We start from the raw sequence: 25,915 nt of genomic DNA, 5'->3' as shown, positions 1-25,915 counted from the left end.
TGGAAGGGCAACGGTTTCGCTACGGCCCCTCCGCCCGGACAACCTCGCTCACCTGCACCTCCGGCCACAACCGTCCTCCGTCGGCACGGAGCCCTCACCAGCGCGGGAGCCGCGGCTCGTACTCCGGGTGGATCGGGGAGTGTGCCGAGTGGTGGGCCCTTGTCCGGCAGGCCGAACGGTGGCGGCGGGCAGGTGAGGAGCCGGTCAAGGGCGCGGCAAGGATCTTGAGGCAACCCGTAACCCGCTGGACGGTCCGGGGTTGGTAGCGGTGGGGTTCCGGCTGCCTGTGCCCGGTGCCCGCCGATCAACTCGCCTCTGAACAGCGGGGAGGACAGCGAACCGTGGCCGTGACGGAGTCGGTGACCGGGGGGACGTTCGGGGGAGCGCATACGGCGCACGAGGGGATCCTTAGACGCCAGTCGGCGCGCGAGTCGCGGGCGCGGACCTATGCGCGCGCCCTCCCCATCGTGCCGGTGCGGGCCCGCGGCCTGACCATCGAGGGCGCCGACGGCCGCCGTTACCTGGACTGCCTCTCCGGCGCCGGTACCCTCGCGCTCGGCCACAACCACCCGGTGGTGCTGGAGGCGATCCGCAAGGTCCTCGACTCCGGCGCCCCGCTCGCCGTCCTCGACCTGGCGACCCCCGTCAAGGACGCCTTCATCACCGAACTGTTCCGCACCCTGCCGCCCGGCCTCGCGGACCGCGCCCGCGTCCAGTTCTGCGGACCCGCCGGCACGGACGCCGTGGAGGCCGCCTTCAAACTCGTCCGGGCCGCGACCGGCCGGACCGGCATCCTCGCCTTCACCGGTGCGTACCACGGCATGACCACCGGCGCGCTGGCCGCCTCCGGCGGAGCCGGCGACGTCCGCGTGGCCCGGCTGCCCTACCCCCAGGACTACCGCTGCCCGTTCGGCGTCGGCGGCCCGGGTGGCGCCGAACTCGCCGCCCGCTGGACCGAGTCCGTCCTCGACGACCCCAAGTCCGGCGTCCCGCTGCCCGCCGGGATGATCCTCGAACCCGTCCAGGGCGAGGGCGGCGTGATCCCGGCACCGGACGACTGGCTCCGCCGGATGCGCCGGCTCACCGCCGACCGCTCCATCCCCCTCATCGCGGACGAGATCCAGACCGGGGTGGGCAGGACCGGCGCCTTCTGGGCCGTCGAGCACAGCGGTGTCACCCCCGACGTGATGGTCCTCTCCAAGGCCATCGGTGGCAGCCTCCCCCTCGCCGTCGTCGTCTACCGCGACGACCTCGACGTCTGGGAACCCGGCGCCCACGCCGGCACCTTCCGCGGCAACCAACTCGCCATGGCCGCGGGCACGGCCACCCTCGCCCACGTCCGCGAGAACGGCCTCGCCGAACGCGCGGGCCTCCTCGGCTCCCGAATGCTCTCCCAACTGCGCGTCCTCCAGGAGGAGTTCGCGTGCGTGGGCGATGTGCGGGGGCGGGGGCTGATGATCGGGGTGGAGCTGGTGGACCCGGAGGGGGAGGGGTGTGCGGGCGCTGCCGGGGAAAGGCGCGTGGAGGGTGCGGAGGAGGGGTGCGTGCGGGCCGCGGGGGCTGCGGGAGAGGGGTACGTGCGGGCCGCGGGGGAGGGCGATGGCGAGGTCAGGGGCTCCGGTAGGGCGGTGGAGATGCGTGGCGGCGCCTTGGGCGGCGGTGCCGTCGGTGGGGGTGGCTTGGGCGGCGGGGGCATCGGTACGGGTGGCTGGGACGGCGATGCTGTGGACGGGGATGGCCGGAACGGCGGCGTGGTGCGTGGGGGCCACTGGGGCGGCGGTGGGGTGAGCGGGGGCGACCGGGGTGGCGGCGCGGTGAGCGGGGGCGACCAGGGTGGCGGCGCGGTGAGCGGGGGCGACCAGGGTGGCGGCGCGGTGAGCGGGGGCGACCAGGGTGGCGGCGCGGTGAGCGGATGGGGCGGTGCGGGTCGGCCCCGGCCGCACCCCGCCGCTCCCGAACTGGCCTCCGCCGTGCAGCGCGCTTGCCTGGAACGGGGCCTGATCGTCGAGCTCGGCGGCCGCCATGCCGGTGTCGTACGACTCCTGCCGCCGCTGACCATCACCGACGAACAGGCGACCGCCGTCCTGGACCGCCTCGCCGACGCAGTGGCGGCGGTGGCCCGCGACCCGGCCGCCCACGGCGTCCGGCAGCCTCGCCGACCCGACGGCCGCAAGGAGCCGGCCGGCTAGCCCACTCACCCGGAACGAGCCGACCGGCCACCACGCCCGCGGCGAACCGGCCGAAGGGACCGCCCGGAGGGAGCCGACCCGCCGGACCATCCGGCAGGCGCCCACTCGCCGGACCGCGGTCAGCAGGTCGGCCGCCCGGAGCCGCCGAGCCGCCGTGAGCAGTCCGGCAGCCTGCCGCCGAACCGAGCCAGTCGGCCGGTGCGCACGGAGCGGACCGGCCGGCCCGAAAGGCCCGTGCAGGAGACCCCGCATCGTCCACACCTCTCCCGTAAGGACAGTCAGCACTCAATTCACCTCCTGATCAGCCGAGTTCGCCGCATACGACGGCCAACGCCCACGGCCACCCCGCACCGCCCGAGCCCCCGAGGAACCCCCTTGAACGCCACCCCCGCCCCCGACGACCACGGAGACCAAGGCCCACAGGGACGCCCCGTTCCGCTCGCCGAGTCCGTTCCCCAGCAACGCGGCCGCGCTTTCCAGCCCGAGCGGCCGCGCGAGGACACCGGGGACCTTCTGGAACACCCCGACCCGCAGACCGCCGCCCAGGCCGCCGCCGTGGAGAACCTGCTCCGCTGCTGGGTGCGCGAGACGGATCTCCCCGCGCCCGGCACCGGCACCCTTCGTATCCCGCTGCCCGCCAGCGGTACGGCCCTGATCACCCCGGTCCGCCACTGGTCCCCGACCGGCTGGCACCGCTTCGGCCCACCCCGCCTGGCGAGCGCCCCCGACACCGCCCCACCCGTCGACGCGCTCACCCTCGCGGCCCTGCTCACCCGCGAGACGGCCGAAGCCGCAGGAGGCACGGTGGGCCGAGCCCATAGCGGCCTCGGTCACGTAGAGGGGAACGAAGGCCGAGCCGACGGCAGCGTAGGTCCGGCCGAGGGCACCGCCCCGCAAACCAACGACGGTCCCGACCAGGCCAACGGCGGTCTCGACCAGGCCAACGGCGGTCCCGTCCAGGCCAACGGCGGTCCCGCCCACCCCGGCCACGGTTCAGTCCGCGCCGAAGGCCACCCCCGCCTCGCCGAAGGCACTTCCCGCATTCAGGCCGTTCCCGACGCCGGTGACCTCGTGGCCCGGGTCGCCGACTCCCTGCGCCGCACGGTCACCTTCATCACGGACCGGCGTGCCCACCCCGCCGACGGCCCCGACTGTTTTCTCGCCGCCGAGCAGGCTCTCCTGCTCGGGCATCCACTGCACCCGACCCCGAAGAGCCGCGAGGGCCTGACCGACTCCGAAGCCCGGCTCTACTCACCGGAGTTGCGCGGCTCCTTCCCCCTGCACTGGATGGCGGTCGCCTCCTCCCTTCTCGCCACCGACTCGGCCTGGACCGAGCGTGGCCGCCCCGTCCCCGCGCCGCACCTCATGGAAAGCCTCGCCGGGACGCCCCTGCCCCTGCCCGACGGCTACGGCGCCGCCCTGCCCCTGCACCCCTGGCAGGCCCGCGAGGTCCGCCACCGCGAGACGACCGCCGCCCTTCTCGACGCCGGACTCCTGCGCGACCTGGGCCCCCTCGGCGCCCCCTGGTATCCCACCTCCTCCGTACGAACTGTTCACCGCACCGGCGCCTCCGCCATGCTCAAGCTGTCGCTGGGCCTGCGCATCACCAACTCCCGCCGGGAGAACCTCCGCAAGGAACTCCACCGAGGCGTCGAGATGCACCGCCTGCTGCGCACCGGCCTCGCCAAGCAGTGGCAGGCCGCCCACCCCGGCTTCGACATCGTGCGCGACCCCGCCTGGCTGGGCGTGGACGGCCAGGACGGCCGGCCCGTGCCCGGACTCGACGTGGTGATCCGGCACAACCCGTTCACCCCCGCCGCCGACGTCTCCTGCCTCGCCGGGCTGGTCGCACCCCGCCCACTCGACGCCCCGGTGGCCAACGGCAGTCCCCGGCCGTACCGGTCCCGGCTGGCCCGGGTGGTCGCCCGGCTCGCCGAACGCACCGGCCGCCCCGTCGGCGCCGTCAGCGCCGAGTGGTTCCTGCGCTACCTGGAGCAGGTCGTCCGCCCGGTGCTCTGGCTCGACGGCGAGGCCGGTATCGCCCTGGAGGCACACCAGCAGAACACCCTGCTCCTGCTGGACGCCGACGGCTGGCCCGCCGGCGGGCGCTACCGCGACAACCAGGGCTACTACTTCCGCGAGTCCCGGCGGGCAGAACTCGACGCCCGGCTGCCCGGCATCGGTGAGCACAGCGACACCTTCGTCTCCGACGAGGTCACCGACGAACGCTTCGCCTACTACCTCGGCATCAACAACGTGCTCGGTCTGATCGGCGCGTTCGGCTCCCAGCGGCTCGCCGACGAGCGCCTGCTGCTCGCGGCCTTCCGCCGGTTCCTCACCGACGTGGCCTCCGGACCGGCCCGGCTGCGCACCTCCCTGCCCGGCCGTCTGCTCGACTCGCCCGTCCTGCGCTGCAAGGCCAACCTGCTGACCCGGCTGCACGGCCTCGACGAACTCGTCGGCCCGGTCGACACCCAGTCCGTCTACGTCACCATCGCCAACCCCCTCCACTCCTGACCGCCCGACCGCCCTGACCACGCCGACGTCACCACCGGCCCTCCAACCACCGCCTTTCATCGACCGACCTCCACCGCCCTCCATTCACCGACCCCCATTCACCTCACCGACCGAGGAACATGACCCACCTCGTCTCCTGAGAGGAGCGCACCATGCCTCCCACCGACGCGAGCGCCGACGCAGGCCCCGTACCGGTCCACCCCGCCCACCTCGCCCATCCCGGCCGCTCAGGTCCCGCCGAGGACACCCGGGACTGCGAGGACACCCTGGATCTCCGCCTGCCCGCCGAACTCCTCGCCCTCTTCGCCGGGAAGGCGACCGGCCCCGATCCCGGTGGGACGACCCACACCGACGTCGGCGGGATGCCCGGCCCCGTCCGCGGCGGTGGAGGACTGCCCGCACCGACCGCACCGGACGACCCCCGCACCGCTCCGACCACCGATGCCCAGGCCCTCGCGCTCGACCTCGAACGAGCCGCCGCACCCGCCCATGAACGAGCAGCCGCACTCGACGACGAACGAGCAGCCGCGCTCCGTCACGAACAACCGTCCCCGCTCGCGCCCGGCGGACCGATTGCACAGGATCTTGACGGACCGGCTCCACACGCTCCCGGCGGACCGGCTCCACACGCTCCTGACCGACCGACTCCACCCGCTCCTGACCGACCGGCTGCGCACGCTCCCGACCGACCAACCCAGCTCCACCACGGCCCACTCGACCCGCTCGGCCCACTCGACCCGCTCGGTCCACTCGACCCGCTCGACCTGCTCGATCAGCTCGCCACCTGGGGCCCCACCGAGACTCCCGTCGGCACCTTCCACCTCGTGCCGGTCCATGTCGAACGCGACCTGCCGATCATCAACCGCTGGATGAACGACCCCGCCGTGGCCGCGTTCTGGCAGCTGGCCGGCTCACGGGCGCAGACGGAGGAGCACCTGCACGCCCAACTCGCCGGAGACGGCCGCAGCGTGCCCTGCCTGGGCAGACTCGACGGCACCCCGATGAGCTACTGGGAGATCTACCGGGCCGACCTGGACCCGCTCGCCCGCCACTATCCGGCCCGCCCGCACGACACCGGTGTCCACCTCCTGATCGGCGACGCCGCCAACCGGGGGCGGGGACTGGGATCCGCCCTGCTCAGAGCCGTGGCCGATCTCGTACTCGATCACCGCCCAGCCTGCGCGCGCGTCGTCGCGGAGCCCGAACTTCGCAACACCCCCTCCGTGGCCGCCTTCCTCGGCGCGGGCTTCCGCTACGCCGCCGAGGTCGACCTGCCTGCCAAACGGTCCGCCCTCATGATCCGAGACCGGTCCCTACGTCATCTGATGTAGCGCTGAGTGATGGCACGTACACATGTAGTACGAAGCGGCCGCCGATCAAGTTCCCGGCCACTCGGAAGAATTCGGAAGATTCCAGTTTCCGGCCGCCCGGGAGAAAACGACGCGGTCAAACCCCCGGGCCTGCCCTTTCCTCCGCGCCCCTTCCCCAGCCCCTCCTCAGCCCACCTGTCCAGGAGCACCCGGCGTGATCCCATCCCCCGCCCCCGCCTTGATCGCCCGATTGTCAGTGGCGGGCCGTAGGGTGGTCGCGCTATGACGAAGCCCTCACTCCCTGAACTCCTGCATGCCGCTGTCACAGCTGTCGGCGGTACGGAGCGCCCCGGCCAGGTGACCATGGCCGAATCGGTCGCCGAAGCGATCGACGACGGATCCCATCTGCTGGTCCAGGCCGGTACCGGCACCGGAAAGTCGCTCGGCTATCTGGTGCCCGCGCTGGCCCACGGGGAGCGGGTCGTCGTGGCGACGGCGACCCTCGCCCTGCAAAGACAGCTGGTGGAGCGGGATCTGCCGCGCACCGTCGACGCCCTGCACCCGCTGCTGCGTCGCCGCCCGGAGTTCGCGATGCTCAAGGGCAGGTCGAACTACCTGTGTCTGCACCGGCTGCACGAGGGCGTGCCGCAGGACGAGGAGGAGGGCCTCTTCGACCAGTTCGAGGCGGCGGCGCCGACCAGCAAGCTCGGCCAGGATCTGCTGCGGCTGCGTGACTGGGCGGACGAGACCGAGACCGGTGACCGTGACGGCCTCACCCCGGGCGTCTCCGACAAGGCCTGGGCCCAGGTCTCGGTCTCCTCCCGGGAGTGCCTCGGCGCCTCCAAGTGCGCCTACGGCGCCGAGTGCTTCGCCGAGACGGCCCGCGAGCGCGCGAAGCTCGCCGACGTCGTCGTCACGAACCATGCGCTGCTCGCGATCGACGCCATCGAGGGCGCCCCGGTGCTCCCGCAGCACGAGGTGCTGATCGTGGACGAGGCGCACGAGCTGGTCTCGCGGGTCACCGGCGTCGCCACCGGCGAGCTCACCCCGGGCCAGGTCAACCGCGCGGTCCGGCGTGCCGCCAAGCTGGTCGACGAGAAGGCCGCCGACCAGCTCCAGACCGCCGCGGAGGGTTTCGAGCGGCTGATGGAGCTGGCCCTGCCGGGCCGTCTGGAGGAGATCCCGGAGGACCTCGGCTATGCCCTGGCGGCCCTCAGGGACGCGGCCCGCACCGTGATCTCGGCGATCGGCACGACCCGTGACAAGTCGGTCCAGGACGAGGACGCGGTCCGCAAACAGGCGCTGGCCTCGGTGGAGACCGTGCACGACGTGGCGGAGCGGATCGTGAACGGCTCCGAGTGGGACGTCGTCTGGTACGAACGCCACGACCGCTTCGGTGCCTCCGTGCGGGTCGCCCCGATGTCCGTGTCGGGCCTGCTCCGGGAGAAGCTCTTCGCGGACCGCTCGGTCACCCTCACCTCGGCGACCCTCAAGCTCGGCGGCGACTTCAACGGCGTGGGTGCCTCGCTGGGCCTCGCCCCGGAGGGCATCGAGGGCGATGACCTCCCGCAGTGGAAGGGTGTCGACGTCGGTTCCCCCTTCGACTACCCGAAGCAGGGCATCCTCTATGTCGCCAAGCACCTGTCGCGCCCCGCGCGGGACGGCGACCGCGCCGACATGCTGGACGAACTGACCGAACTGATCCAGGCGGCCGGCGGGCGCACCCTCGGTCTCTTCTCCTCGATGCGGGCCGCCCAGCAGGCCGCAGAGGAACTGCGTGTCCGGATCCCCGAGTTCCCGATACTCCTCCAGGGCGAGGAGACCCTCGGCGAGCTGATCAAGAACTTCGCGGCGGACCCCCAGACCTGTCTCTTCGGCACGCTGTCGCTGTGGCAGGGCGTCGACGTCCCTGGCCCCAGCTGCCAGCTGGTCGTCATGGACAAGATCCCGTTCCCGCGCCCGGACGATCCGCTGATGAGCGCCCGGCAGAAGGCCGTCGAGGACGCCGGCGGCAATGGCTTCATGGCGGTCGCCGCCACCCACGCCGCGCTGCTGATGGCCCAGGGCGCGGGCCGGCTGGTCCGGGCCTCGGGGGACCGGGGTGTGGTCGCCGTACTCGATCAGCGGTTGGCCACCGCGCGGTACGGCGGCTATCTGAAGTCGTCACTGCCCGACTTCTGGTACACCACGGACCGTAACCAGGTCCGCAAGTCGCTGGCCGCCATCGACGCGGTGGCGCGGCAGGCGGAGACGAAGTGATCGCGGGTTAGCCTGTCCCGGCCCGGGACAGGCTAACCCGCGATCCGAAGTGGCGGTCGCCGGGGGTCCGGACAGTGCAGGACCCCGGAACCGGCGCAGGGGTCCCGGGGCCCGATCGGAGGGCGGGCGGATGACCGCCCGCCGCAGGCGTCAGACGCGCCGCAGTACCGCGACGACCTTGCCCAGGATGGTCGCGTCGTCGCCGGGGATCGGCTCGTAGGCCGAGTTGTGAGGGAGGAGCCACACGTGGCCGTCCTCGCGCTTGAAGCGCTTGACGGTGGCTTCGCCGTCGAGCATCGCGGCGACGATGTCGCCGTTCTCGGCGACCGGCTGGCGGCGGACGGTGACCCAGTCACCGTCACAGATCGCGGCCTCGATCATCGAGTCACCGACGACCTTGAGCACGAACAGCTCGCCGTCACCGACCAGCTGCCGGGGGAGAGGAAAGACGTCCTCGACCGACTCCTCGGCGAGGATCGGACCACCGGCGGCGATCCGGCCGACCAGCGGGACATACGACGCGGCGGGCTTTCCGGCGGTGTCCGTGGGCTGCACGGTCACGGCCTGGTCGGAGCCGCGCACCTCGTACGCACGCGGGCGGTGTGGGTCGCGGCGCAGGAAGCCCTTGCGTTCCAGTGCCATCAGCTGGTGCGCCACCGACGACGTGCTGGACAGGCCGACGGCCTGGCCGATCTCCCGCATCGACGGCGGGTAGCCCCGCCGCTGCACCGAGTCCCTGATCACCTCGATCACCCGGCGTTGCCGGTCGGTGAGCCCCGAGCTGTCCGCCCGGATGCCTGGAGGTCGGCCCGGCAGGGAGCGCTTGTGTCCCTCGGGATTCACGGCTTCGTTCATGGCATGCACCGGGTCGAGTCGGCCCTGGGAGCGGTCCTGGGCGGTGATGGTGGCACTGTCTGCGGTCGTGGTCACGTCGGCCCCTCTCGATGGTCTCCCTGCTGGACAACGGTAGTTGCTTTCGAAAGGTTGCGCCAAACACACGTTCGAGTGAAAAAACGCGGTTCACCGTACGCGATCACATGTCTGGGTGTATGGCTCACGCGGTACCCGGCGGACAAAAGGTCCCATGGTTGTACTCTTCACCGCCGGGCTGATGGCCTTGTGGGTGTGCCCAGTCTGCCATCCGGACCGCCGCCGACCGGGACGACCGTCCCCATCTGCGCCGGAGTCGCACGTGACCTCCGTGCGGCGCCCACGGTATCTCCGTATCCGCCGTAGCGGTACGTGTGCGACACGCGCAACCTGGCGATGTATCAGCCAATCACCACATCTAGTGGTTGGATTGCTACGGCAGCCCACAAGTTGTGGTCCCCGGGTCTCCGGTGTCTCAGAGATCGCCTATGCTTGGGGCTGCTTCGTGGGGCCCAGGTGGTCCGGCGAGGTCATCGAGTCTGCTGTGAGGAGGGTTGGAGATCATGTACTGCCCCTTCTGCAGGCACCCCGACAGCCGTGTGGTCGACAGTCGTACGACCGACGACGGCACGTCGATCCGCAGGCGCCGCCAGTGCCCTGACTGCTCCCGTCGTTTCACGACCGTGGAGACGTGCTCGCTCATGGTGGTGAAGCGGTCCGGAGTCACCGAGCCATTCAGCCGTACCAAGGTCATCAACGGCGTGCGCAAAGCGTGCCAGGGGCGGCCTGTCACCGAGGACGCACTCGCCCAGCTCGGCCAGCGGGTCGAGGAGGCGGTGCGGGCCACCGGAAGTGCCGAGCTGACCACCCACGACGTGGGGCTGGCCATACTCGGCCCGTTGCAGGAACTCGATCTTGTCGCCTACCTGCGATTCGCCTCCGTCTACCGGGCATTCGACTCGCTCGAGGACTTCGAGGCCGCGATCGCGGAGCTCAGGCAGGCGGCGCAGGGCCCCGTCGCGGACGACGAAGACGCGGGAACGGGGAGCCAGGAGGACGATCACGGACCGGGCGGGGCCACTCGGGCGCCCGCGCCCGTCCACCTCGCCGGCTGACGGGCGGATCGGAACCGGGCGGAGGGCCCGAATCCGGTTGTCGGACGACGATCCAGACCTTGTTGCGGGTGGCAGTCGAGGGCGCCCGCGACACGAGAACAGAACAGCGTGTCACGGGAACATCGTGGCATTTCAGGGCGTTTTAGCCCGTAGAGGGAGGCGGCATGACAGAGACGGCGAGCGGTCCGGCACGGAGTTCCCGCGCGAAGGGCACCAAGGCCACCAAGGGACTGCGTATCGAGCGCATCCACACCACCCCCGGCGTACACCCGTACGACGAGGTGAGCTGGGAGCGCCGTGACGTCGTCATGACCAACTGGCGCGACGGCTCGGTCAATTTCGAGCAGCGTGGCGTCGAGTTCCCCGACTTCTGGTCGGTGAACGCGGTCAACATCGTCACCAGCAAGTACTTCCGGGGTGCCGTCGGCACCCCGCAGCGCGAGACCGGCCTCAGGCAGCTGATCGACCGCATCGTGAAGACGTACCGGAAGGCAGGCGAGGACTACAAGTACTTCGCCTCGCCCGCCGACGCCGAGATCTTCGAGCACGAGCTGGCGTACGCCCTCCTGCACCAGATCTTCAGCTTCAACAGCCCCGTGTGGTTCAACGTGGGCACCCCGCAGCCCCAGCAGGTCTCCGCCTGCTTCATCCTGTCCGTCGACGACTCCATGGAGTCGATCCTCGACTGGTACAAGGAAGAGGGCATGATCTTCAAGGGCGGTTCCGGCGCCGGCCTGAACCTCTCCCGGATCCGCTCCTCCAAGGAGCTGCTCTCCTCCGGCGGCAACGCCTCCGGCCCGGTCTCCTTCATGCGTGGTGCCGACGCCTCCGCCGGCACCATCAAGTCGGGCGGCGCCACCCGCCGCGCCGCCAAGATGGTCATCCTGGACGTCGATCACCCCGACATCGAGGACTTCATCCAGACCAAGGTCAAGGAAGAGGAGAAGATCCGCGCCCTGCGTGACGCGGGCTTCGACATGGACCTGGGTGGCGACGACATCACCTCCGTCCAGTACCAGAACGCCAACAACTCGGTCCGCGTGAACGACGAGTTCATGAAGGCGGTCGAGCAGGGCGGTCAGTTCGGCCTGCGTGCCCGGATGACCGGCGAGGTCATCGAGGAGGTCCAGGCCAAGGACCTGTTCCGCAAGATGGCCGAGGCCGCCTGGGCCTGTGCCGACCCGGGCATCCAGTACGACGACACGATCAACCACTGGCACACCTGCCCGGAGTCCGGCCGGATCAACGGCTCGAACCCCTGCAGCGAGTACATGCACCTGGACAACACGTCCTGCAACCTCGCCTCGCTGAACCTGATGAAGTTCCTGAAGGACGACGGCAAGGGCAGCCAGTCCTTCGAGGTCGAGCGCTTCGCGAAGGTCGTCGAGCTGGTCATCACCGCGATGGACATCTCCATCTGCTTCGCGGACTTCCCGACCCAGAAGATCGGCGAGAACACCCGCGCCTTCCGCCAGCTCGGCATCGGCTACGCCAACCTCGGCGCCCTGCTGATGGCGACCGGTCACGCCTACGACTCCGACGGCGGCCGCGCGCTCGCCGGTGCCATCACCTCCCTGATGACGGGCACGGCGTACAAGCGCTCGGCCGAGCTCGCCGCGGTCGTCGGCCCGTACGACGGCTACGCCCGCAACGCCGACGCCCACAACCGCGTCATGAAGCAGCACGCCGACGCCAACACCGTGGCCCCCCGCGGGGACGACCTGGACACCCCTGTCTGGGCCGCTGCCACGGAGACCTGGCAGGACGTGGTGCGCATCGGTGAGAAGAACGGTTTCCGTAATTCCCAGGCGTCCGTCCTCGCCCCCACCGGCACCATCGGTCTCGCGATGTCCTGCGACACCACCGGTGTCGAGCCCGACCTGGCGCTCGTGAAGTTCAAGAAGCTGGTCGGCGGCGGCTCGATGCAGATCGTCAACGGCACCGTCCCGCAGGCCCTGCGCCGCCTGGGCTACCAGGAGGAGCAGATCGAGGCGATCGTCGCCCACATCGCCGACAACGGCAACGTGATCGACGCCCCCGGCCTCAAGCAGGAGCACTACGAGGTCTTCGACTGCGCCATGGGCGAGCGTGCCATCTCCCCGATGGGTCACGTCCGCATGATGGCCGCGATCCAGCCCTGGATCTCCGGCGCCATCTCCAAGACGGTCAACATGCCGGAGACGGCGACCGTCGAGGAGGTCGAGGAGATCTACTTCGAGGCCTGGAAGCTCGGCGTCAAGGCGCTCGCGATCTACCGCGACAACTGCAAGGTCGGCCAGCCGCTCTCCGCCAAGACCAAGGAGAAGGAGAAGGCCGAGGTCACCGAGAAGGCCGAGGCGACCATCCGCGAGACGGTCGAGAAGGTCATCGAGTACCGCCCGGTCCGCAAGCGCCTCCCGAAGGGTCGTCCCGGCATCACCACGTCCTTCACCGTCGGTGGCGCCGAGGGCTACATGACGGCCAACTCCTACCCGGACGACGGCCTGGGCGAGGTCTTCCTGAAGATGTCCAAGCAGGGCTCGACCCTGGCGGGCATGATGGACGCCTTCTCCATCGCGGTCTCCGTCGGCCTCCAGTACGGCGTGCCGCTGGAGACGTACGTCTCGAAGTTCACCAACATGCGCTTCGAGCCGGCCGGTATGACGGACGACCCGGACGTGCGGATGGCGCAGTCGATCGTCGACTACATCTTCCGCCGCCTGGCGCTGGACTTCCTGCCCTTCGAGACGCGGTCCGCGCTCGGCATCCACTCCGCCCCGGAGCGCCAGCGTCACCTGGAGACCGGTTCGTACGAGCCGTCCGAGGACGAGGTCGACGTCGAGGGTCTGGCCCAGTCCGCGCCGCGCGCCCAGGAGCTGAAGGCCGTCGCCGCCCCGAAGGCCGAGGCCGTGGCGGCCAAGCCCGCCCTGCAGCAGGCTCACACCAGCGCCGAACTGGTGGAGATGCAGCTGGGTATCCAGGCCGATGCCCCGCTCTGCTTCTCCTGCGGTACGAAGATGCAGCGGGCCGGTTCCTGCTACATCTGCGAGGGTTGCGGCTCGACCAGCGGCTGCAGCTGACGAGTTGATGTGAAGTGAAGTAAGGGGCGTCGGCCATGGCCGACGCCCCTTACCGCTGCTCCTGGCTGCTCGCTGTCACGGCCGACCGAGGCCGCCCATGGCACGGGTGAAGACCACGGGGTCGTCCTCGAACCCGTGCAGGCCGGGACGGAAGCTCCAGTCGCCGGACTCCTCGCGCCCGAACTCCGCGACGGCGGCCGCCGTCGCCCCGAGGACCGAGCCGAAGTCGTCCTCGGCCAGCACGTTGTAGCCCTCCCGGACGCGCACCTCCGGGTTCAGGACGTTCACGAACGTCCGGTGCGTGGACCGCTGCTGGATGACGATTCCGACCACCACGCGCGTGTACCGGCCGTCGAGCCGGTCGAGTTCGAGCGTCATCACCTCGTCCCAGCCGAAGCCCTTGCCGTCCTGGCTGTCCCGGTTGAGAAAGATCGTGCCGTCGGGCGAGCGGCTGTCGAAGTGCACCAGATAAGCCGCGGTCCCGTACGGGTCGCTTGCCGTGTAGGTACCGGCAATGATGTCGAGATCGGTGGGCGGCTGCCCGGCCTGGCTGGGATCCCACTTCAGTGCGACCTCGACCTTGCGGATCGCCTTGCTGAAACCGCTCATCACGCGTCCCCTTCCCCCTAGAGGTCCACTGCCCCAACTGATGGCCTGCCAAGGCTCTTTGTCCATCGTGCCACGCGCGCGGGGGCGCATGCGCGGGTGATCTCCGCCGGAGCGTGACCGACGCCACGTCCCATGGCCTTACGATGGCGCGGTGCTGGTCAAGTGGATTCGCTGCACCGTGGTGGACCGCCGCGGGTTCGAGCGGGGGCAGCGGAAATGGGCGGGGCTTCTGGGGGAGCCGGGATTTCGTGGACAGGGCGGGGGCTGGAGTCGGCAACGAACCGGAGTGGCGCACACCTTTGCCTTCTGGGAAAGCCGTGCCTTCTACGACTCCTTCATGGCGCGCTCGCACGACCGTCTGGCCGCGTCCCAGTCCGGCACGTACAAGGACCAGCAGGTCAAGCTGTTCGAGTACCGGTTCGATGTGAAGACCGGCTTCGAACCGCGGTTCACGGACTCCGACCTGATCCGGGTGGCTCTCTGCCGGGTGCACGAGGAGCGCGTCGAGCACTTCATGCTCATGCAGGAGAAGGTCTGGAACCCGGCGATGGCCGGCTCGCCCGGCATGATCCGCGGCATGTTCGCGGAGGCCCCGGCGCACGAGTTCATGATCCTTTCGATGTGGCGGGCGGCCGCCGAACACGGCAAGTACCGCACCGAGCGGGTGGAACGTCTGGCACTGCGCGCCCAGACGGAGGCCGACATCGCGGCCCTCACGGGCGACATCGTGGAGCTCGAACCGAGCTGGATCGTTTGAACCTCCAAGCCCTGATTTGTGTGACCTACGCTGTATGAAGCCCATCCGAGTGCTCGACTTTCCATCACTCGATCTAGGGTTTTGGCATGGCACGACCACGGCGCATCGTCCTTGTCCGGCACGGCGAGTCAACCGGCAATGTCGACGACTCCGTGTACGAGCGGGAACCCGACCACTCACTGGCCCTGACCGAGCGGGGCTGGCGACAGGCCGAGGAGACCGGAAAACGCATCCGGGAGATCTTCGGCCAGGAGCCCGTCAGCGTGTACGTCTCCCCGTACCGCCGTACGCATGAGACCCTCCGCGCCTTCCACCTCGACCCGGATCTCATACGCGTGCGCGAGGAGCCCCGGCTGCGCGAGCAGGACTGGGGAAACTGGCAGGACCGCGACGACGTACGACTGCAGAAGACGTACCGGGACGCGTACGGGCACTTCTTCTTCCGCTTCCCCCAGGGCGAGTCCGGCGCCGACGTGTACGACCGGGTCGGCGGCTTCCTGGAGAGTCTGTTCCGCAGCTTCGAGGCGCCGGACCATCCGCCCAACGTGCTCCTTGTGACCCACGGCCTGGCGATGCGGCTGTTCTGCATGCGCTGGTTCCACTGGACGGTCGCGGACTTCGAGTCCCTGTCCAACCCCGGGAACGCGGAGATGCGGATGCTCGTTCTCGGGGACGACGGCAAGTACACGCTCGACCGGCCTTTCGACCGCTGGCGGGACCCGGAGTCCGACTGGATGAGCGGCTAGGCTGGCCGAGATGACCATTTCCTCCGACAATTCGAACGCCGGGCGCCTGGACCGCGCCCTGGCCAGTCTGCGCGGACTCGCGACCGGCGACGCGCTGGGCTCACAGTTCTTCGTTCCGGCGAACTACCCGCTGCTGCAGCGGCGCGAGCTGCCGCCGGCCCCCTGGCAGTGGACCGACGATACGGAAATGGCCTGTTCCGTCGTCGCCGTCCTCGCCGCCCACCACCGTATCGACCAGGACGCGCTGGCCCGTTCCTTCGCCGCGCACCACGACTTCGACCGGGGCTACGGCCCCGCAGTCAACCGGCTGCTCCGGCTGGTCAGGGAGGGCGGCGACTGGCGCGAACTGGCGGCCGCGCTCTTCGACGGGCGGGGCTCGTGGGGCAACGGAGCGGCGATGCGGATCGCGCCCCTGGGCGCCTGGTACGCGGACGATCCGGAGCAGGCCACCCACCAGGCCGAGATCTCGGCCTACCCCACGCACCAGCACCGCGAGGCGGTGGTCGGGGCCATGGCGGTCGCCGCGGCAGCGGCACTGGCGGCGGCGCCCGGCGGCCCGCCGAGCCCCGAGGCGCTCCTCGACGGGGTCGTCGCGCTCGTCCCCAGGAGCGCCGTCGGCCAGGGCCTGCGGCGCGCCCGCGACATGCTCGACTACGCCGACGCGGGCACCGTGGCGGCCGTCCTCGGCTGCGGACGGCGTACGAGCGCCCATGACACCGTCCCCTTCGCCCTCTGGTCGGCGGCACGGGCCCTCGGTGACTACGGGACGGCGTTCTGGACGACCGCCCAGGTGGGCGGCGATGTGGACACCACCTGCGCCATCGTCGGCGGCGTGCTCGCGGCCGGCAAGGCGGGAGCGCCTCCGGCCGCATGGACGGAGCGGACGGAGGCGCTGCCGGAATGGGCGCCGACGGGGACGGGGACCGCTGTCGGCGCGTGACCGCCGCAGACGGGGACCGCTGTCGGTGGGTGACCCCCGGCGCACGCAGACCGCAGTCGGTGGGTGACCGCCGACATACGGTGACCGCTGTCGGTGGGTGACCGCCCGGCGCACGAAGGCCGTTCGAGTGGGGCCTTGCGTGGTCTGTGGGGCCTGGGGCTGCGGTGGCGCTGTGAGGTGCCGTGGGTCGCAGTCACCCTGGCTGTCTCAGAGGCGCGATGGTCCTGTGCATACCCCGGCACCGCAGCGGACCCGATGCCCTGGGATCACGGTGCCCCGGGGCGCGATCGAAACTCTCTGTGCCCGACGGGAACTCTCCGTGACCGTCGGGCGTTTTCCCGGCATCCGCTCCGCGCTCCGTCCGAGGGCGGACGGCGGAGCTGGAAGCGGAGTCGAGGGGAGGGTGCCGGCGGTGTGGGTCGCAGTGGCTGTTCTGGTGGTGTTCGCGGCGCTGTCGGCCGTGGTGCGGATGGCCGGACCTCTGCCCCTGCCGTCTGTCCCCTGGCGGCGGTCCGGCCATCCGCGGCTTCGCGCGGACCCGGTGGGTTCAGCCCAGTCCGGGACCGGCCGTCCCGGCGAGGGCTTCGAGGTCGCTCTTGCGGACCTTGATCACCAGCCAGGCGGTGAGCAGACCGAGCCCGGCCATGACGGCGGCGGGGACGAACGCGGTCGAGATTCCGTGCGCGAGCACCTCGTGTCCCCAGGGCGCGGGCAACTGGTGGGACTTGGCGAACTCCGCCTTCTGCTCCGGCGAACCGTCGGCGAGGAACTTCGGCAGCTGCTTCTTCGCCTCGTCCTTGCTGGCCGAGCCGAAGACCGTGGTCAGGATCGACAGGCCCAGCGAACCGCCGACCTGCTGCATGGCGTTGAGCAGCCCGGAGGCGGCTCCGGCCTCGCGCTGGGCGACCCCGGAGACCGCGGTGACGGTCGCGGTCACGAAGTTCAGACCCATGCCGAAGCCGAAGATCAGCATGGGCCCCAGCACCCCGCCGAGATACGAGCTGTCGGGTTTGATGAACGTCTGCCAGGTGAGGCCGACGACCACGAGCGCGGAGCCGGTCATCATGAACGGCTTCGGGCCCAGGGCGGGCAGGAACCGCTGCGACAGCCCGGCGCCGGCGGCGATGGCCACCGTCACGGGCAGGAAGGCCAGACCTGCCCGGATCGGGCTGTAGCCCAGCACGTTCTGCACGAACAGCACGATGTAGAAGAACATGCCGAACATCGCCGCTGCCAGGCTCAGCATGATCACGTAGGTGCCGGAGCGATTGCGGTCGGCGAACATCCGCAGCGGGGTGATGGGCTCCTTCGCCCGGGTCTCGATGAAGACGAAGGCCAGCAGAAGCACCACCGCGGCGCCGAAGGACCCGAGGGTCAGAGCGTCGCGCCAGCCCTCCTCCGAAGCCCGGATGAAGCCGTACACCAAGGAGACCATGCCCAGCGTGGAGGTCAGCGCGCCCGCGATGTCGAACCGGCCGGGATGCCGTTCGGACTCGTTGATGTACTGCGGGGTGAGGGCGACGATCAGCAGACCGATCGGCACATTGACGAAGAACACCCAACGCCAGTCGAGCCAGTCGGTGAGCATGCCGCCGGCCAGCAGACCGATGGCACCGCCACCCGCGGAGACGGCGGCGAACACGCCGAACGCCCGGTTGCGCTCCGGGCCTTCCGGGAAGGTCGTGGTGATCAGTGCCAGCGAGGTCGGCGACGCGATCGCGCCACCCATGCCCTGGAGGGCGCGGGCGGCCAGCAGCTGCCAGGGTTCCTGGGCGAGACCGCCGAGGAGCGAGGCGAAGGTGAACAGCAGGATGCCGGTCATGAACACCCGGCGCCGGCCGAGGATGTCACCGGCTCGCGCACCGAGCAGCAGCAGACCCCCGAAGGTGAGCGTGTAGGCGCTGACCACCCAGGTGAGGTCCGTGGTGCTGAACTTGAGCGCGTCTTGAATGTGCGGGAGCGCGATGTTCACAATCGTCGCGTCAAGTACGACCATGAGCTGGCAGGCGGCAATCACGGTGAGTGCGATGCCAGGGCGCCCCTGCCGGCGGGCCGCACCAGGTTTCTGACCAGGTATCAGTTGAGAGGTTGTCACTATGGATCCCCCACGGAGGTGTTAGTGAACGCTCGCGTTCACTGTCGCGTCAACGGTAGTGAGTCCTCGGTAGAGAACGCAAGCGTTCACTTAACTGCGCGTCGCGTGCCGCGTCCCCCTTTGTCGTCGCGCGCCGCACCTTCCCCGCTCCGGAATCCCCGCTTCCCCTCGCTCGCTGGAGAAACTCAGATGGTTACCTCGCGCTGGACTGCCGCCCCTCCTCAGGCGGCGGCCTCCCCTCGTCGGCGCGGTGCGGTCCTTGAACGCGCGATCCTGGACGCCGCCTTGGAGCAGCTCAGCACCGTCGGCTGGAACGGCCTCACCATGGAGGGCGTCGCCGCCGGTGCGCAGACGGGAAAGGCGGCGGTCTACCGGCGCTGGCCCTCGAAGGAGGATCTGGTCGCCGACGCGCTGCAGGCCGGTCTGCCACGTTTGGAGGAGGCCCCCGACCTCGGAAGTGTGCGCGAAGACCTGCTGGCACTGTGCCGGCAGGCCCGGGACGCGATGTTCTCGCGCCCTGGCTTCGCACTGCGGTCGGTGATTCACGAATGCGATCCGACACAGGTCGAGCGCTTCCATGGCGTGATCTTCGACGGGGTCGTGGGGCCGACCACCAAGCTGATCGGTGAGATCGTCACCCGTGGCATAGAGCGGGGGGAGGTGCGTGCCGATGCGGCCAACGACTATGTCCTCGACGCCATTCCGGCGATGATGATGTACCGCAACAAGATTTCTGGAAGCGAATGGAATGACCAGGAGGTCGAGCGGATGATCGACCACTACATGCTTCCGCTGCTGCTGTCGCACGGAGCCTGATCCACCGCTCCGGCGGCCCGCCCTCCTGCCGGGGGAGCCGGGGTGTCGCTCGGGGATCGGCGCGGCGTACCCTAAGGGCGCTATGCCGTACGAACCGCCTACTCACACCGTCGAGCGCTCCCTCCGCGCCACGACCGGAGCGAAGGTCATTGCCGGTGTCGACGAGGTGGGGCGCGGTGCCTGGGCCGGGCCCGTCACTGTGTGCGCCGCGGTCACCGGTCTTCGCCGGCCGCCCGACGGCCTCACCGACTCCAAGCTGCTGACCGTCAAGCGCCGTACGGAACTTGCCGAGACGCTGCGGACATGGGTCACGGCCTACGCCCTGGGCCATGCCTCGCCGGAGGAGATCGACAGCCTCGGCATGACGGCCGCACTGCGGCTGGCCGCGGTCCGTGCCCTGGAGGCCCTCCCGGTCCGCCCCGACGCGGTCATCCTCGACGGGAAGCACAACTACCTCGGTGCCCCGTGGCAGGTGCGCACGGTCATCAAGGGTGACCGATCGTGTGTGGCCGTCGCGGCGGCCTCGGTGATCGCCAAGGTTCAGCGCGACAAAATGATGGCCGAACTGGGTATCGACCATGCAGACTTCGGATTTGCGGACAACGCCGGGTATCCGTCACCCGTGCACAAGGCCGCACTGGAGGAGCGGGGCCCCACCCCGTACCACCGGTTGTCGTGGGCGTATCTTGATGCGCTGCCCCAGTGGCAGCACCTCAAGAAGGTCCGCAGCTGGGCGGAGGGAAGCGTTCCGGAGATCGAGGGTCAGCTCGGCTTCGACTTCTGACGTTCCAGTCGCACTGTTGTGCCACCCAGTTCACGTGACCTGCACCAACGTTTGATAGATATCAGCTCATGCCTCTCATTCCCGAGGAGCCTCAGATTCACGAGAGTGCCCAGGGTCCCCGCGCCACTCCGGCCAGTGGCCGTACCGCGCCGACCCCCCGTCCCGTACCCGGCCCCCGCCCCGCGGCTCCGTCGCGTCCCGGTCGTCCCGGCCCTCCGCGGCCCACGCCGCCGGTACAGCGCACGCCGCGTGACGTGGCCAAGCCAGGCCAGTCCGGCCCGGCCGTGCCCGCCGCGGCAGCGGCGGCCCCGCAGATCCAGCTGATCCCGGCTTCGGTCGAGAGCGCTCTCGACTCGGCCGAGGAGGCAGTGGACCTGCTTCTCGAATCGGGTCGTGCCCCCGGTGACGTGCTGGTGATCACCACCGGTGCGCAGCATCCGTGGGCCGACCACGAGCTGTCCTTCGGCGAAGCCTCCTACTGGGCGCAGCACGACGCGGGCGACGACGTCTTCTACACGGACGCCGCCGTCGCCACCCGTGCCGCGACCCGCCCTGTGGTCGTGGTCGCCGTCAACGGCGGTTCCGACTCCGTCGCCTCCACCGCCCTGCCGCTGGCCCTTTCCCGGGCCGGTGCCCTGCTGATCGTCTGCGGCGACCCGCAGCGGATCAACTCGGTGCTGGGCGCCGGAGTCTGAGCCACCTCCGGCGCCTCCGGGGTTCCGGAGGTACCGAAGGAGCCGCAGCGACGGATCCGCACGGTGGTGCCTGCGGCATGCCCGGATGCTGGGCGAGGGGTACCGACCGTCGGTGCGCGGCCGTTCGGCGGACGGAGGATCCGAGCCTGGGCACCCGGCCGGGTCTGTCTCGTGACCGGACGACGGGACGTCCTGCGCGGCCCGGGGCACGGAGAGCGACCCCGCTGAGCACGCCGTGCGGCATGCTTCAGCGTGCCGTGCCCGGTGGTGCGTGCTCGGCCGGTGCCCCCGCGCGGGGGGCCGGCTTCAGCGGGCGGCCGCGCGGCGCAGTAGTTCGGAGGCGGCGCCTCCGGTGCGCGGTGACAGGGGCGCGGCCTCGGACAGGGCGAGGGGTTCGGGAGGCGAGTCGGCGTTCGGGCGCCGCCCGCCGCGGCCCTCGCCGAGCACCTGCCAGCCGTCGTGGGTCAGCGTGATGTACGCCCCGCAGCGCAACCCGTGCAGAGTGCAGGCGTCCCGCAGCCCCCACATCCAGGCGCCGTCCTCCTCCGTCCAACGCGCGTCCCCCTCGCGGCAGTAGAGCAGTACGGCGGTCCGCACCGGAGTGCGGCGGCGCAGGTCGTGCGGGATGACCCGGCGCAACTGGGCCAGCAGCGCGTTGCGGAACATCCAGCCGTCCGCCTGGGCAGAGCGCCGGGTGAACGAGGCGCTCGCGCAGAGCCGTTCCTCCGGGTCGAGGACGGCCACGATCGCCGTCGCCGGCTTGGGGCGGTGCCGGGCGTGCAACCCGCTGACGACCTCACGGGGGTTCCGGAGCAGCGGTATTCCGGCATCGGCCCACTCCGCGGGCTCGAGCAGACGGCTGGCGGAAGCGGCGGACGCGGAAGTCGACAGCGATGCCGCCGAGGACGGAGCGAATCCGAAGGTCACGTTCCTCCCTTCGGCTACGCGCCCACACAGCGGGCGAGATCGGATTCAGGGGAGCGCGCACCGCAGTAAGGCCCAACCGGATCACGGACGAACCGTGCGGGGAGCGGACTTCAATTCTTCCTGTCGAACTTGAATGCGGCAACGAGCAAATGGGGCCACCGACTGTTATCTGGTGGTGCGTGGCTTATATCCCTACCCGGTGAGGCATCGGAGGACCCTGGGACGTTCGAGTCCGGCACGTGAGTGCGTCGCACCCGGTGCCGTATTCGAACAGCATCGGGTCTATCAGCCCTGAACGGCCAGGACCAGCGGCAACACCCCGCGCGCCCCGGACCTCCGCAGCATGCGCGTCGCGACCGCCAGCGTCCAGCCGGTCTCGGTGAAGTCGTCCACCAGCAGAACCGGACCCTGTGCCGCGGCGAGCGCGCTGGCGAGGGCGGGCGGCACGGTCAGCGATCCGTCGAGGGCCTTCAGACGCTGGGCGCTGTTGCTGCGTGAGACGTGCGGTGCCTCGCCCGCGTACTCCACGGAACCCAGCAGGGGCAGTCTGCCGATCTCCGCGATACGGGCGCCCAGGGAGTCGATCAGCCAGGGCCTGGAGCGCGAGGCGACCGTGACGACACCCACCGGGCGCGGCTGCGCGTCGGCTGCGCCCGCGGCCCATCCGCCGGGGCCCTTCGCCCAGTCGGCCAGCACCTCCACCACCGCGCGGGCGACGTCGTCCGGCACGGCCGTGTCCGGAGCCTGGGGCGCGAGCAGCGGCCGTAGCCGGTTGCCCCAGCCGATGTCCGACAACCGCCCCAGGGCACGCCCCGCCGATGCCTGTTCACCGGCCGGAATGCGTCCCTTGAGGTCGATGCCGATGGCCGGCAGGCCGGTCGGCCACATCTTGCGGGGCTCCACCTCGACGCCCGCGCGGCCGAGGTCGACCCGTGCCGCGTCCAGTGCGGCCGTGGAGGTGTCCGCCGTGAAGCGCGGCCGGGCGCAGTTGTCGCAGCGGCCGCAGGGCTTGGCTCCCTCGTCGTCGAGCTGGCGCTGCAGGAACTCCATCCGGCAGTCCGTCGTGGCCGCGTACTCGCGCATCGCCTGCTGCTCGGCCGCGCGCTGCCGCGCCACCCACTCGTACCGCTCCGCGTCGTACGTCCACGGCTGTCCGGTCGCGATCCACCCGCCCTTGACCCGCTTGACGGCGCCGTCCACGTCGAGAACCTTCAGCATCGTCTCCAGCCGGGAGCGGCGCAGTTCCACCAGCGGCTCCAGCGCGGGCAGCGACATGGGGCCGCCGGCCTGGGAGAGGACGTCCAGGGTGCGGCGCACCAGATCCTCCGACGGGAAGGCGAGCGAGGCGAAGTAGTCCCAGATCGCCTCGTCCTCCCTGCCCGGCAGCAGCAGTACCTCGGCGTGCTCGACACCGCGCCCCGCGCGGCCCACCTGCTGGTAGTAGGCGATGGGGGAGGAGGGCGAGCCCAGGTGCACCACGAACCCGAGGTCGGGCTTGTCGAAGCCCATGCCGAGGGCCGAGGTGGCGATCAGCGCCTTGACCCGGTTGCCGATCAGATCGTCCTCGGCCTGCTGCCGGTCGGCGTTCTCCGTCTTCCCCGTGTACGACGCCACGGCGTACCCACGCTGCCGCAGGAAGGCGGTGACCTCCTCGGCGGCGGCCACGGTGAGCGTGTAGACGATGCCGGAACCCGGCAGTTCGTCCAGGTGATCCGCGAGCCACGCCATCCGGTGCGCGGCGTCCGGCAGCCGCAGCACACCGAGGCTCAGGCTCTCCCGGTCCAGTGGACCGCGCAGCACCAGGGCGTCCGAGCTGCCACCGGTGCCGAGCTGCTCGGCCACATCGGCGGTCACGCGCGCGTTGGCCGTGGCGGTGGTCGCCAGCACCGGCACACCCGGCGGCAGGTCGGCGAGCATGGTGCGCAGCCGCCGGTAGTCCGGACGGAAGTCATGGCCCCAGTCGGAGATGCAGTGGGCCTCGTCCACGACGAGCAGTCCGGTCGCCGCGGCCAGCTTGGGCAGGACCTCGTCACGGAAGTCGGGGTTGTTGAGACGTTCCGGGGACACCAGGAGGACGTCGACCTCACCGGCTGCGATCTCCGCCTGGATCGCCTCCCAGTCCTCGGTGTTGGAGGAGTTGATGGTGCGGGCGTGGATGCCGGCCCGGGCCGCGGCGCCCACCTGGTTGCGCATGAGCGCGAGCAGCGGGGAGACGATGACCGTCGGGCCGCTGCCCGCGGCCCGCAGCAGCGAGGTCGCCACGAAATACACCGCGGACTTGCCCCAGCCCGTGCGCTGGACGACCAGGGCTCGTCGCCGGTCGGCGACCAGCGCCTCGATCGCCCGCCACTGGTCCTCGCGCAACCGGGCCGTGCCCGTGTCGTCGCCGACGAGACGGGCGAGGACGGCGTCCGCCCTTGCCCGGAGTTCCGCGTTGCTCGTGTGCTCCATGCGTCCCATACAACAGGACCGGACCGACAGCCGGGCGGGCTGTGGACGAGCGAGACGGCTTTGGCGTGTCCCTGATTCGACTTATCCACAGGCAAACCGGAATCCTGAGATCCGCGAGATCGTCGGCGCATGACGAATCACAGCGAAACCACCGGACCCTCCGAAAACGGCGACATCACGGGAGCTGCGGGGCCCCTCGGCCGATCCGCCCACGACAACCAGATCACCCTGCGCACCCCGGCCGAACTGGCCGACGCGCTGCCCTATCTGCTCGGGTACCGCCCCGAGGACAGCATGGTGCTGGTGGCCCTGCACGACCGGGGCGGCCGCGGACGCTTCGGCGGACGGGCCCGGCTCGGGATCCCCGCGAACAAGGACGACTGGGAATCGGCGGCATGCCAACTGGCGCAGGGCCTGATGACGGGCAGCGAGCGCCGCGGAACCCGCCCCGAGCAGATGGTCGCCTACGTCTGCCAGGAACCCGCGCCCGGCGAATCGGGCCGGGACGTCATGCACCGGCTCGCCCCGCTGGCCCACCTCCTGCGCACCGAGTGCGGCCGCCTCGACGTGCCGGTGATCGAGGCTCTCTGTGTCTCGGAGGGCCGCTTCTGGTCCTACTGCTGCCCGGCCGATGAGTGCTGTCCTCCCGACGGTGCCCCCATGGGCCTGCCCGGTACCTCCGTGCTCGCGGCCGCCGCCACCTACGCCGGGATCCAGGTGCGCGGCACCCTGCGCGAGCTGCGGGCCAGGCTGCAGCCCCGGGAGACCGGCGCCGCGCTGGAACAGGAGATCGCCCTGGACCGCGCCGGAATGGCACTGGTGCCCCGCATCCTCCACGACGCCTCCCGCGCGGAGGTGGCCGAGGAGACACTCGCCCTCGCCGAGCGGATCATGAGCCGGTACGCCGTGGCCATCCCGGTGTCCGGCATCCACCAGGCGGACCTCCGCGACGACGCCCTGCTCGCCCACGACGAGGCCGCGATGCTGATCCTCGGACTGCAGGACCGCACGACCCGCGACCGAGCGGCCGCCTGGATGGAGGGCGACGAGGGCGGACCGGCTCTGCGCCTGTGGCGAGCCCTCGCCCGCCGCTGCGTCGGCCCGTACGGCGAACACGCAGCCGCTCCCCTGACGCTGGCCGGCTGGGTCGCCTGGTCGACCGGCGATGACCTGGAAGCGCGGGAGGCCCTGGCGATGGCCCTGGGCGCGGACCCCGAATACCTCTTCGCCCGCCTGCTGCACCAGGCCTGCAACGAGGGCCTGGACCCGGAGTCGATCCGCCGCTGCCTGCGTACGGAACGCGCGGTGCGCGAGCCGGCGGACAGCACGGAAGCCGTCGGCGACACCACTCCGGTCGAGCCGGTCGCCGGCCACGAACCGAACGCCGCCGCCGAAACCCGAGATCGCCACCATCCGGGCACCGAAGGCGGGCCCGACCTGCGGCGGCCACGGCCGACGGGCACCCGTCCGCGACCGACGGGCGCGGGTCGCACCCGAACCCGCCCCGGTTCGTCCAGGCCGGGCGACGGCACGCGCACACGCGCGGCGGAGAAGAGTGACACCCGAGGCGGCCGGGCCGCGCGCGAGGACACACGCACCGGGAAAGGCCGTGGCGAGGGGGACGAATGAACGAGGACCGGCCAAGGGTGGCATACGGACAGGCGTGGGTCGGTGCCGTCCGCCGCTGGACACGCAACCTCGTCGGACGCACGCGGTGCCGCGGCCGCTCGTCCGTCGGCCGGCGTCCTATCGGCCGGTCGGTCTTCGGTGTCCGAG

General features: G+C 70.9%; 19 protein-coding genes. 13 read left to right on the top strand and 6 right to left on the bottom strand.

What is annotated here, in order from left to right:
* Positions 1-341 precede the first annotated feature (341 nt).
* A complete protein-coding gene (locus ACFWXC_RS11045) occupies positions 342-2,189 on the top strand; it encodes a diaminobutyrate--2-oxoglutarate transaminase family protein (RefSeq protein WP_384476481.1) in 1,848 nt (615 codons plus the stop codon).
* Between the two features lie 375 nt (positions 2,190-2,564).
* A complete protein-coding gene (locus ACFWXC_RS11040; RefSeq protein ID WP_384476478.1) occupies positions 2,565-4,706 on the top strand; it encodes an IucA/IucC family protein in 2,142 nt (713 codons plus the stop codon).
* Positions 4,707-4,933: 227 nt separating this feature from the next.
* On the opposite strand, the gene ACFWXC_RS11035 is transcribed toward ACFWXC_RS11040, so the two are convergent.
* Positions 4,934-5,197 (bottom strand): MJ0042-type zinc finger domain-containing protein, encoded by a 264-nt coding sequence (locus tag ACFWXC_RS11035; RefSeq protein WP_384476475.1) that lies wholly within the window; start codon positions 5,195-5,197, stop codon positions 4,934-4,936.
* Between the two features lie 81 nt (positions 5,198-5,278).
* On the opposite strand from ACFWXC_RS11035, the gene ACFWXC_RS11030 reads away from it, so the two are divergent.
* Complete coding sequence (locus ACFWXC_RS11030) at positions 5,279-6,037, top strand: GNAT family N-acetyltransferase (RefSeq protein ID WP_384476683.1); 759 nt, start codon at positions 5,279-5,281, stop codon at positions 6,035-6,037.
* Positions 6,038-6,298: 261 nt separating this feature from the next.
* Positions 6,299-8,275: an ATP-dependent DNA helicase gene (locus ACFWXC_RS11025; protein WP_384476472.1), complete on the top strand. Its 1,977-nt coding sequence runs from the start codon at positions 6,299-6,301 to the stop codon at positions 8,273-8,275.
* A gap of 150 nt (positions 8,276-8,425) precedes the next feature.
* On the opposite strand, the gene lexA is transcribed toward ACFWXC_RS11025, so the two are convergent.
* Positions 8,426-9,205, bottom strand: coding sequence for a transcriptional repressor LexA (gene lexA, locus ACFWXC_RS11020; protein WP_351728429.1), 780 nt, complete (start codon positions 9,203-9,205; stop codon positions 8,426-8,428).
* Positions 9,206-9,708: 503 nt separating this feature from the next.
* On the opposite strand from lexA, the gene nrdR reads away from it, so the two are divergent.
* Complete coding sequence (gene nrdR, locus ACFWXC_RS11015) at positions 9,709-10,260, top strand: transcriptional regulator NrdR (RefSeq protein WP_384476468.1); 552 nt, start codon at positions 9,709-9,711, stop codon at positions 10,258-10,260.
* Positions 10,261-10,424: 164 nt separating this feature from the next.
* The gene (locus ACFWXC_RS11010) at positions 10,425-13,319 is read left to right on the top strand and encodes a vitamin B12-dependent ribonucleotide reductase (protein WP_384476465.1); all 2,895 of its coding nucleotides are present in this window, start codon (positions 10,425-10,427) and stop codon (positions 13,317-13,319) included.
* Positions 13,320-13,394: 75 nt separating this feature from the next.
* On the opposite strand, the gene ACFWXC_RS11005 is transcribed toward ACFWXC_RS11010, so the two are convergent.
* A complete protein-coding gene (locus ACFWXC_RS11005; protein ID WP_384476462.1) occupies positions 13,395-13,928 on the bottom strand; it encodes a TerD family protein in 534 nt (177 codons plus the stop codon).
* A 151-nt stretch (positions 13,929-14,079) separates the two neighbouring features.
* Here ACFWXC_RS11005 and ACFWXC_RS11000 point away from each other — a divergent pair, with 151 nt between their 5' ends.
* From ACFWXC_RS11000 to ACFWXC_RS10990, 3 genes are all read left to right on the top strand, one after another.
* Positions 14,080-14,685, top strand: a complete 606-nt coding sequence (locus tag ACFWXC_RS11000; RefSeq protein WP_384476459.1) for a YdbC family protein — start codon at positions 14,080-14,082, stop codon at positions 14,683-14,685.
* Between the two features lie 86 nt (positions 14,686-14,771).
* Positions 14,772-15,431: a histidine phosphatase family protein gene (locus tag ACFWXC_RS10995; RefSeq protein ID WP_384476456.1), complete on the top strand. Its 660-nt coding sequence runs from the start codon at positions 14,772-14,774 to the stop codon at positions 15,429-15,431.
* A gap of 10 nt (positions 15,432-15,441) precedes the next feature.
* Positions 15,442-16,371 (top strand): ADP-ribosylglycohydrolase family protein, encoded by a 930-nt coding sequence (locus tag ACFWXC_RS10990; protein ID WP_384476453.1) that lies wholly within the window; start codon positions 15,442-15,444, stop codon positions 16,369-16,371.
* Between the two features lie 547 nt (positions 16,372-16,918).
* Here the strand turns inward: ACFWXC_RS10990 and ACFWXC_RS10985 are convergent.
* Entirely contained in the window at positions 16,919-18,466 is a 1,548-nt protein-coding gene (locus ACFWXC_RS10985) for an MFS transporter (RefSeq protein ID WP_384476450.1), read from the bottom strand.
* Positions 18,467-18,655: 189 nt separating this feature from the next.
* Here ACFWXC_RS10985 and ACFWXC_RS10980 point away from each other — a divergent pair, with 189 nt between their 5' ends.
* The 3 genes from ACFWXC_RS10980 (at position 18,656) to ACFWXC_RS10970 (ending at position 20,761) form a co-directional block, all read left to right on the top strand.
* Positions 18,656-19,282 (top strand): TetR/AcrR family transcriptional regulator, encoded by a 627-nt coding sequence (locus ACFWXC_RS10980; RefSeq protein WP_384476447.1) that lies wholly within the window; start codon positions 18,656-18,658, stop codon positions 19,280-19,282.
* 82 nt (positions 19,283-19,364) lie between these two features.
* Entirely contained in the window at positions 19,365-20,066 is a 702-nt protein-coding gene (locus tag ACFWXC_RS10975) for a ribonuclease HII (protein ID WP_384476444.1), read from the top strand.
* Between the two features lie 68 nt (positions 20,067-20,134).
* On the top strand, positions 20,135-20,761 hold the full coding sequence (locus tag ACFWXC_RS10970; RefSeq protein WP_384476441.1) for a hypothetical protein: 627 nt from the start codon (positions 20,135-20,137) through the stop codon (positions 20,759-20,761).
* A gap of 306 nt (positions 20,762-21,067) precedes the next feature.
* On the opposite strand, the gene ACFWXC_RS10965 is transcribed toward ACFWXC_RS10970, so the two are convergent.
* Together ACFWXC_RS10965 and ACFWXC_RS10960 are read right to left on the bottom strand one after the other, a co-directional pair.
* Positions 21,068-21,688 carry a hypothetical protein gene (locus tag ACFWXC_RS10965; protein ID WP_384476439.1) on the bottom strand — a complete coding sequence of 207 codons (621 nt, stop codon included), beginning with the start codon at positions 21,686-21,688 and terminating at the stop codon, positions 21,068-21,070.
* Positions 21,689-21,973: 285 nt separating this feature from the next.
* On the bottom strand, positions 21,974-24,139 hold the full coding sequence (locus ACFWXC_RS10960) for a RecQ family ATP-dependent DNA helicase (protein ID WP_384476436.1): 2,166 nt from the start codon (positions 24,137-24,139) through the stop codon (positions 21,974-21,976).
* 129 nt (positions 24,140-24,268) lie between these two features.
* On the opposite strand from ACFWXC_RS10960, the gene ACFWXC_RS10955 reads away from it, so the two are divergent.
* Entirely contained in the window at positions 24,269-25,768 is a 1,500-nt protein-coding gene (locus ACFWXC_RS10955; protein ID WP_384476433.1) for a DUF4192 domain-containing protein, read from the top strand.
* Positions 25,769-25,915: the final 147 nt, after the last annotated feature.

This window comes from Streptomyces sp. NPDC058683 (genome assembly GCF_042716195.1).
Taxonomy (GTDB): domain Bacteria; phylum Actinomycetota; class Actinomycetes; order Streptomycetales; family Streptomycetaceae; genus Streptomyces.
Note: the sequence above shows the minus strand (reverse complement) of the source record. Positions and strands in the feature narration are given on the sequence as shown.

Bases quoted from the DNA above. Each gene is read 5' to 3' on its own strand.
- ACFWXC_RS10955 (WP_384476433.1), top strand. From the start codon at position 24,269: ATGACGAATCACAGCGAAACCACCGGACCCTCCGAAAACGGCGACATC.
- ACFWXC_RS10975 (WP_384476444.1), top strand. From the start codon at position 19,365: ATGCCGTACGAACCGCCTACTCACACCGTCGAGCGCTCCCTCCGCGCC.
- ACFWXC_RS10970 (WP_384476441.1), top strand. From the start codon at position 20,135: ATGCCTCTCATTCCCGAGGAGCCTCAGATTCACGAGAGTGCCCAGGGT.
- nrdR (WP_384476468.1), top strand. From the start codon at position 9,709: ATGTACTGCCCCTTCTGCAGGCACCCCGACAGCCGTGTGGTCGACAGT.
- ACFWXC_RS11035 (WP_384476475.1), bottom strand. From the start codon at position 5,197: ATGGGCGGGTGCGGCGGCTCGTTCGAGGTCGAGCGCGAGGGCCTGGGC.
- ACFWXC_RS10990 (WP_384476453.1), top strand. From the start codon at position 15,442: ATGACCATTTCCTCCGACAATTCGAACGCCGGGCGCCTGGACCGCGCC.
- ACFWXC_RS10980 (WP_384476447.1), top strand. From the start codon at position 18,656: ATGGTTACCTCGCGCTGGACTGCCGCCCCTCCTCAGGCGGCGGCCTCC.
- ACFWXC_RS11005 (WP_384476462.1), bottom strand. From the start codon at position 13,928: ATGAGCGGTTTCAGCAAGGCGATCCGCAAGGTCGAGGTCGCACTGAAG.
- ACFWXC_RS10995 (WP_384476456.1), top strand. From the start codon at position 14,772: ATGGCACGACCACGGCGCATCGTCCTTGTCCGGCACGGCGAGTCAACC.
- ACFWXC_RS11025 (WP_384476472.1), top strand. From the start codon at position 6,299: ATGACGAAGCCCTCACTCCCTGAACTCCTGCATGCCGCTGTCACAGCT.
- ACFWXC_RS11010 (WP_384476465.1), top strand. From the start codon at position 10,425: ATGACAGAGACGGCGAGCGGTCCGGCACGGAGTTCCCGCGCGAAGGGC.
- ACFWXC_RS10960 (WP_384476436.1), bottom strand. From the start codon at position 24,139: ATGGAGCACACGAGCAACGCGGAACTCCGGGCAAGGGCGGACGCCGTC.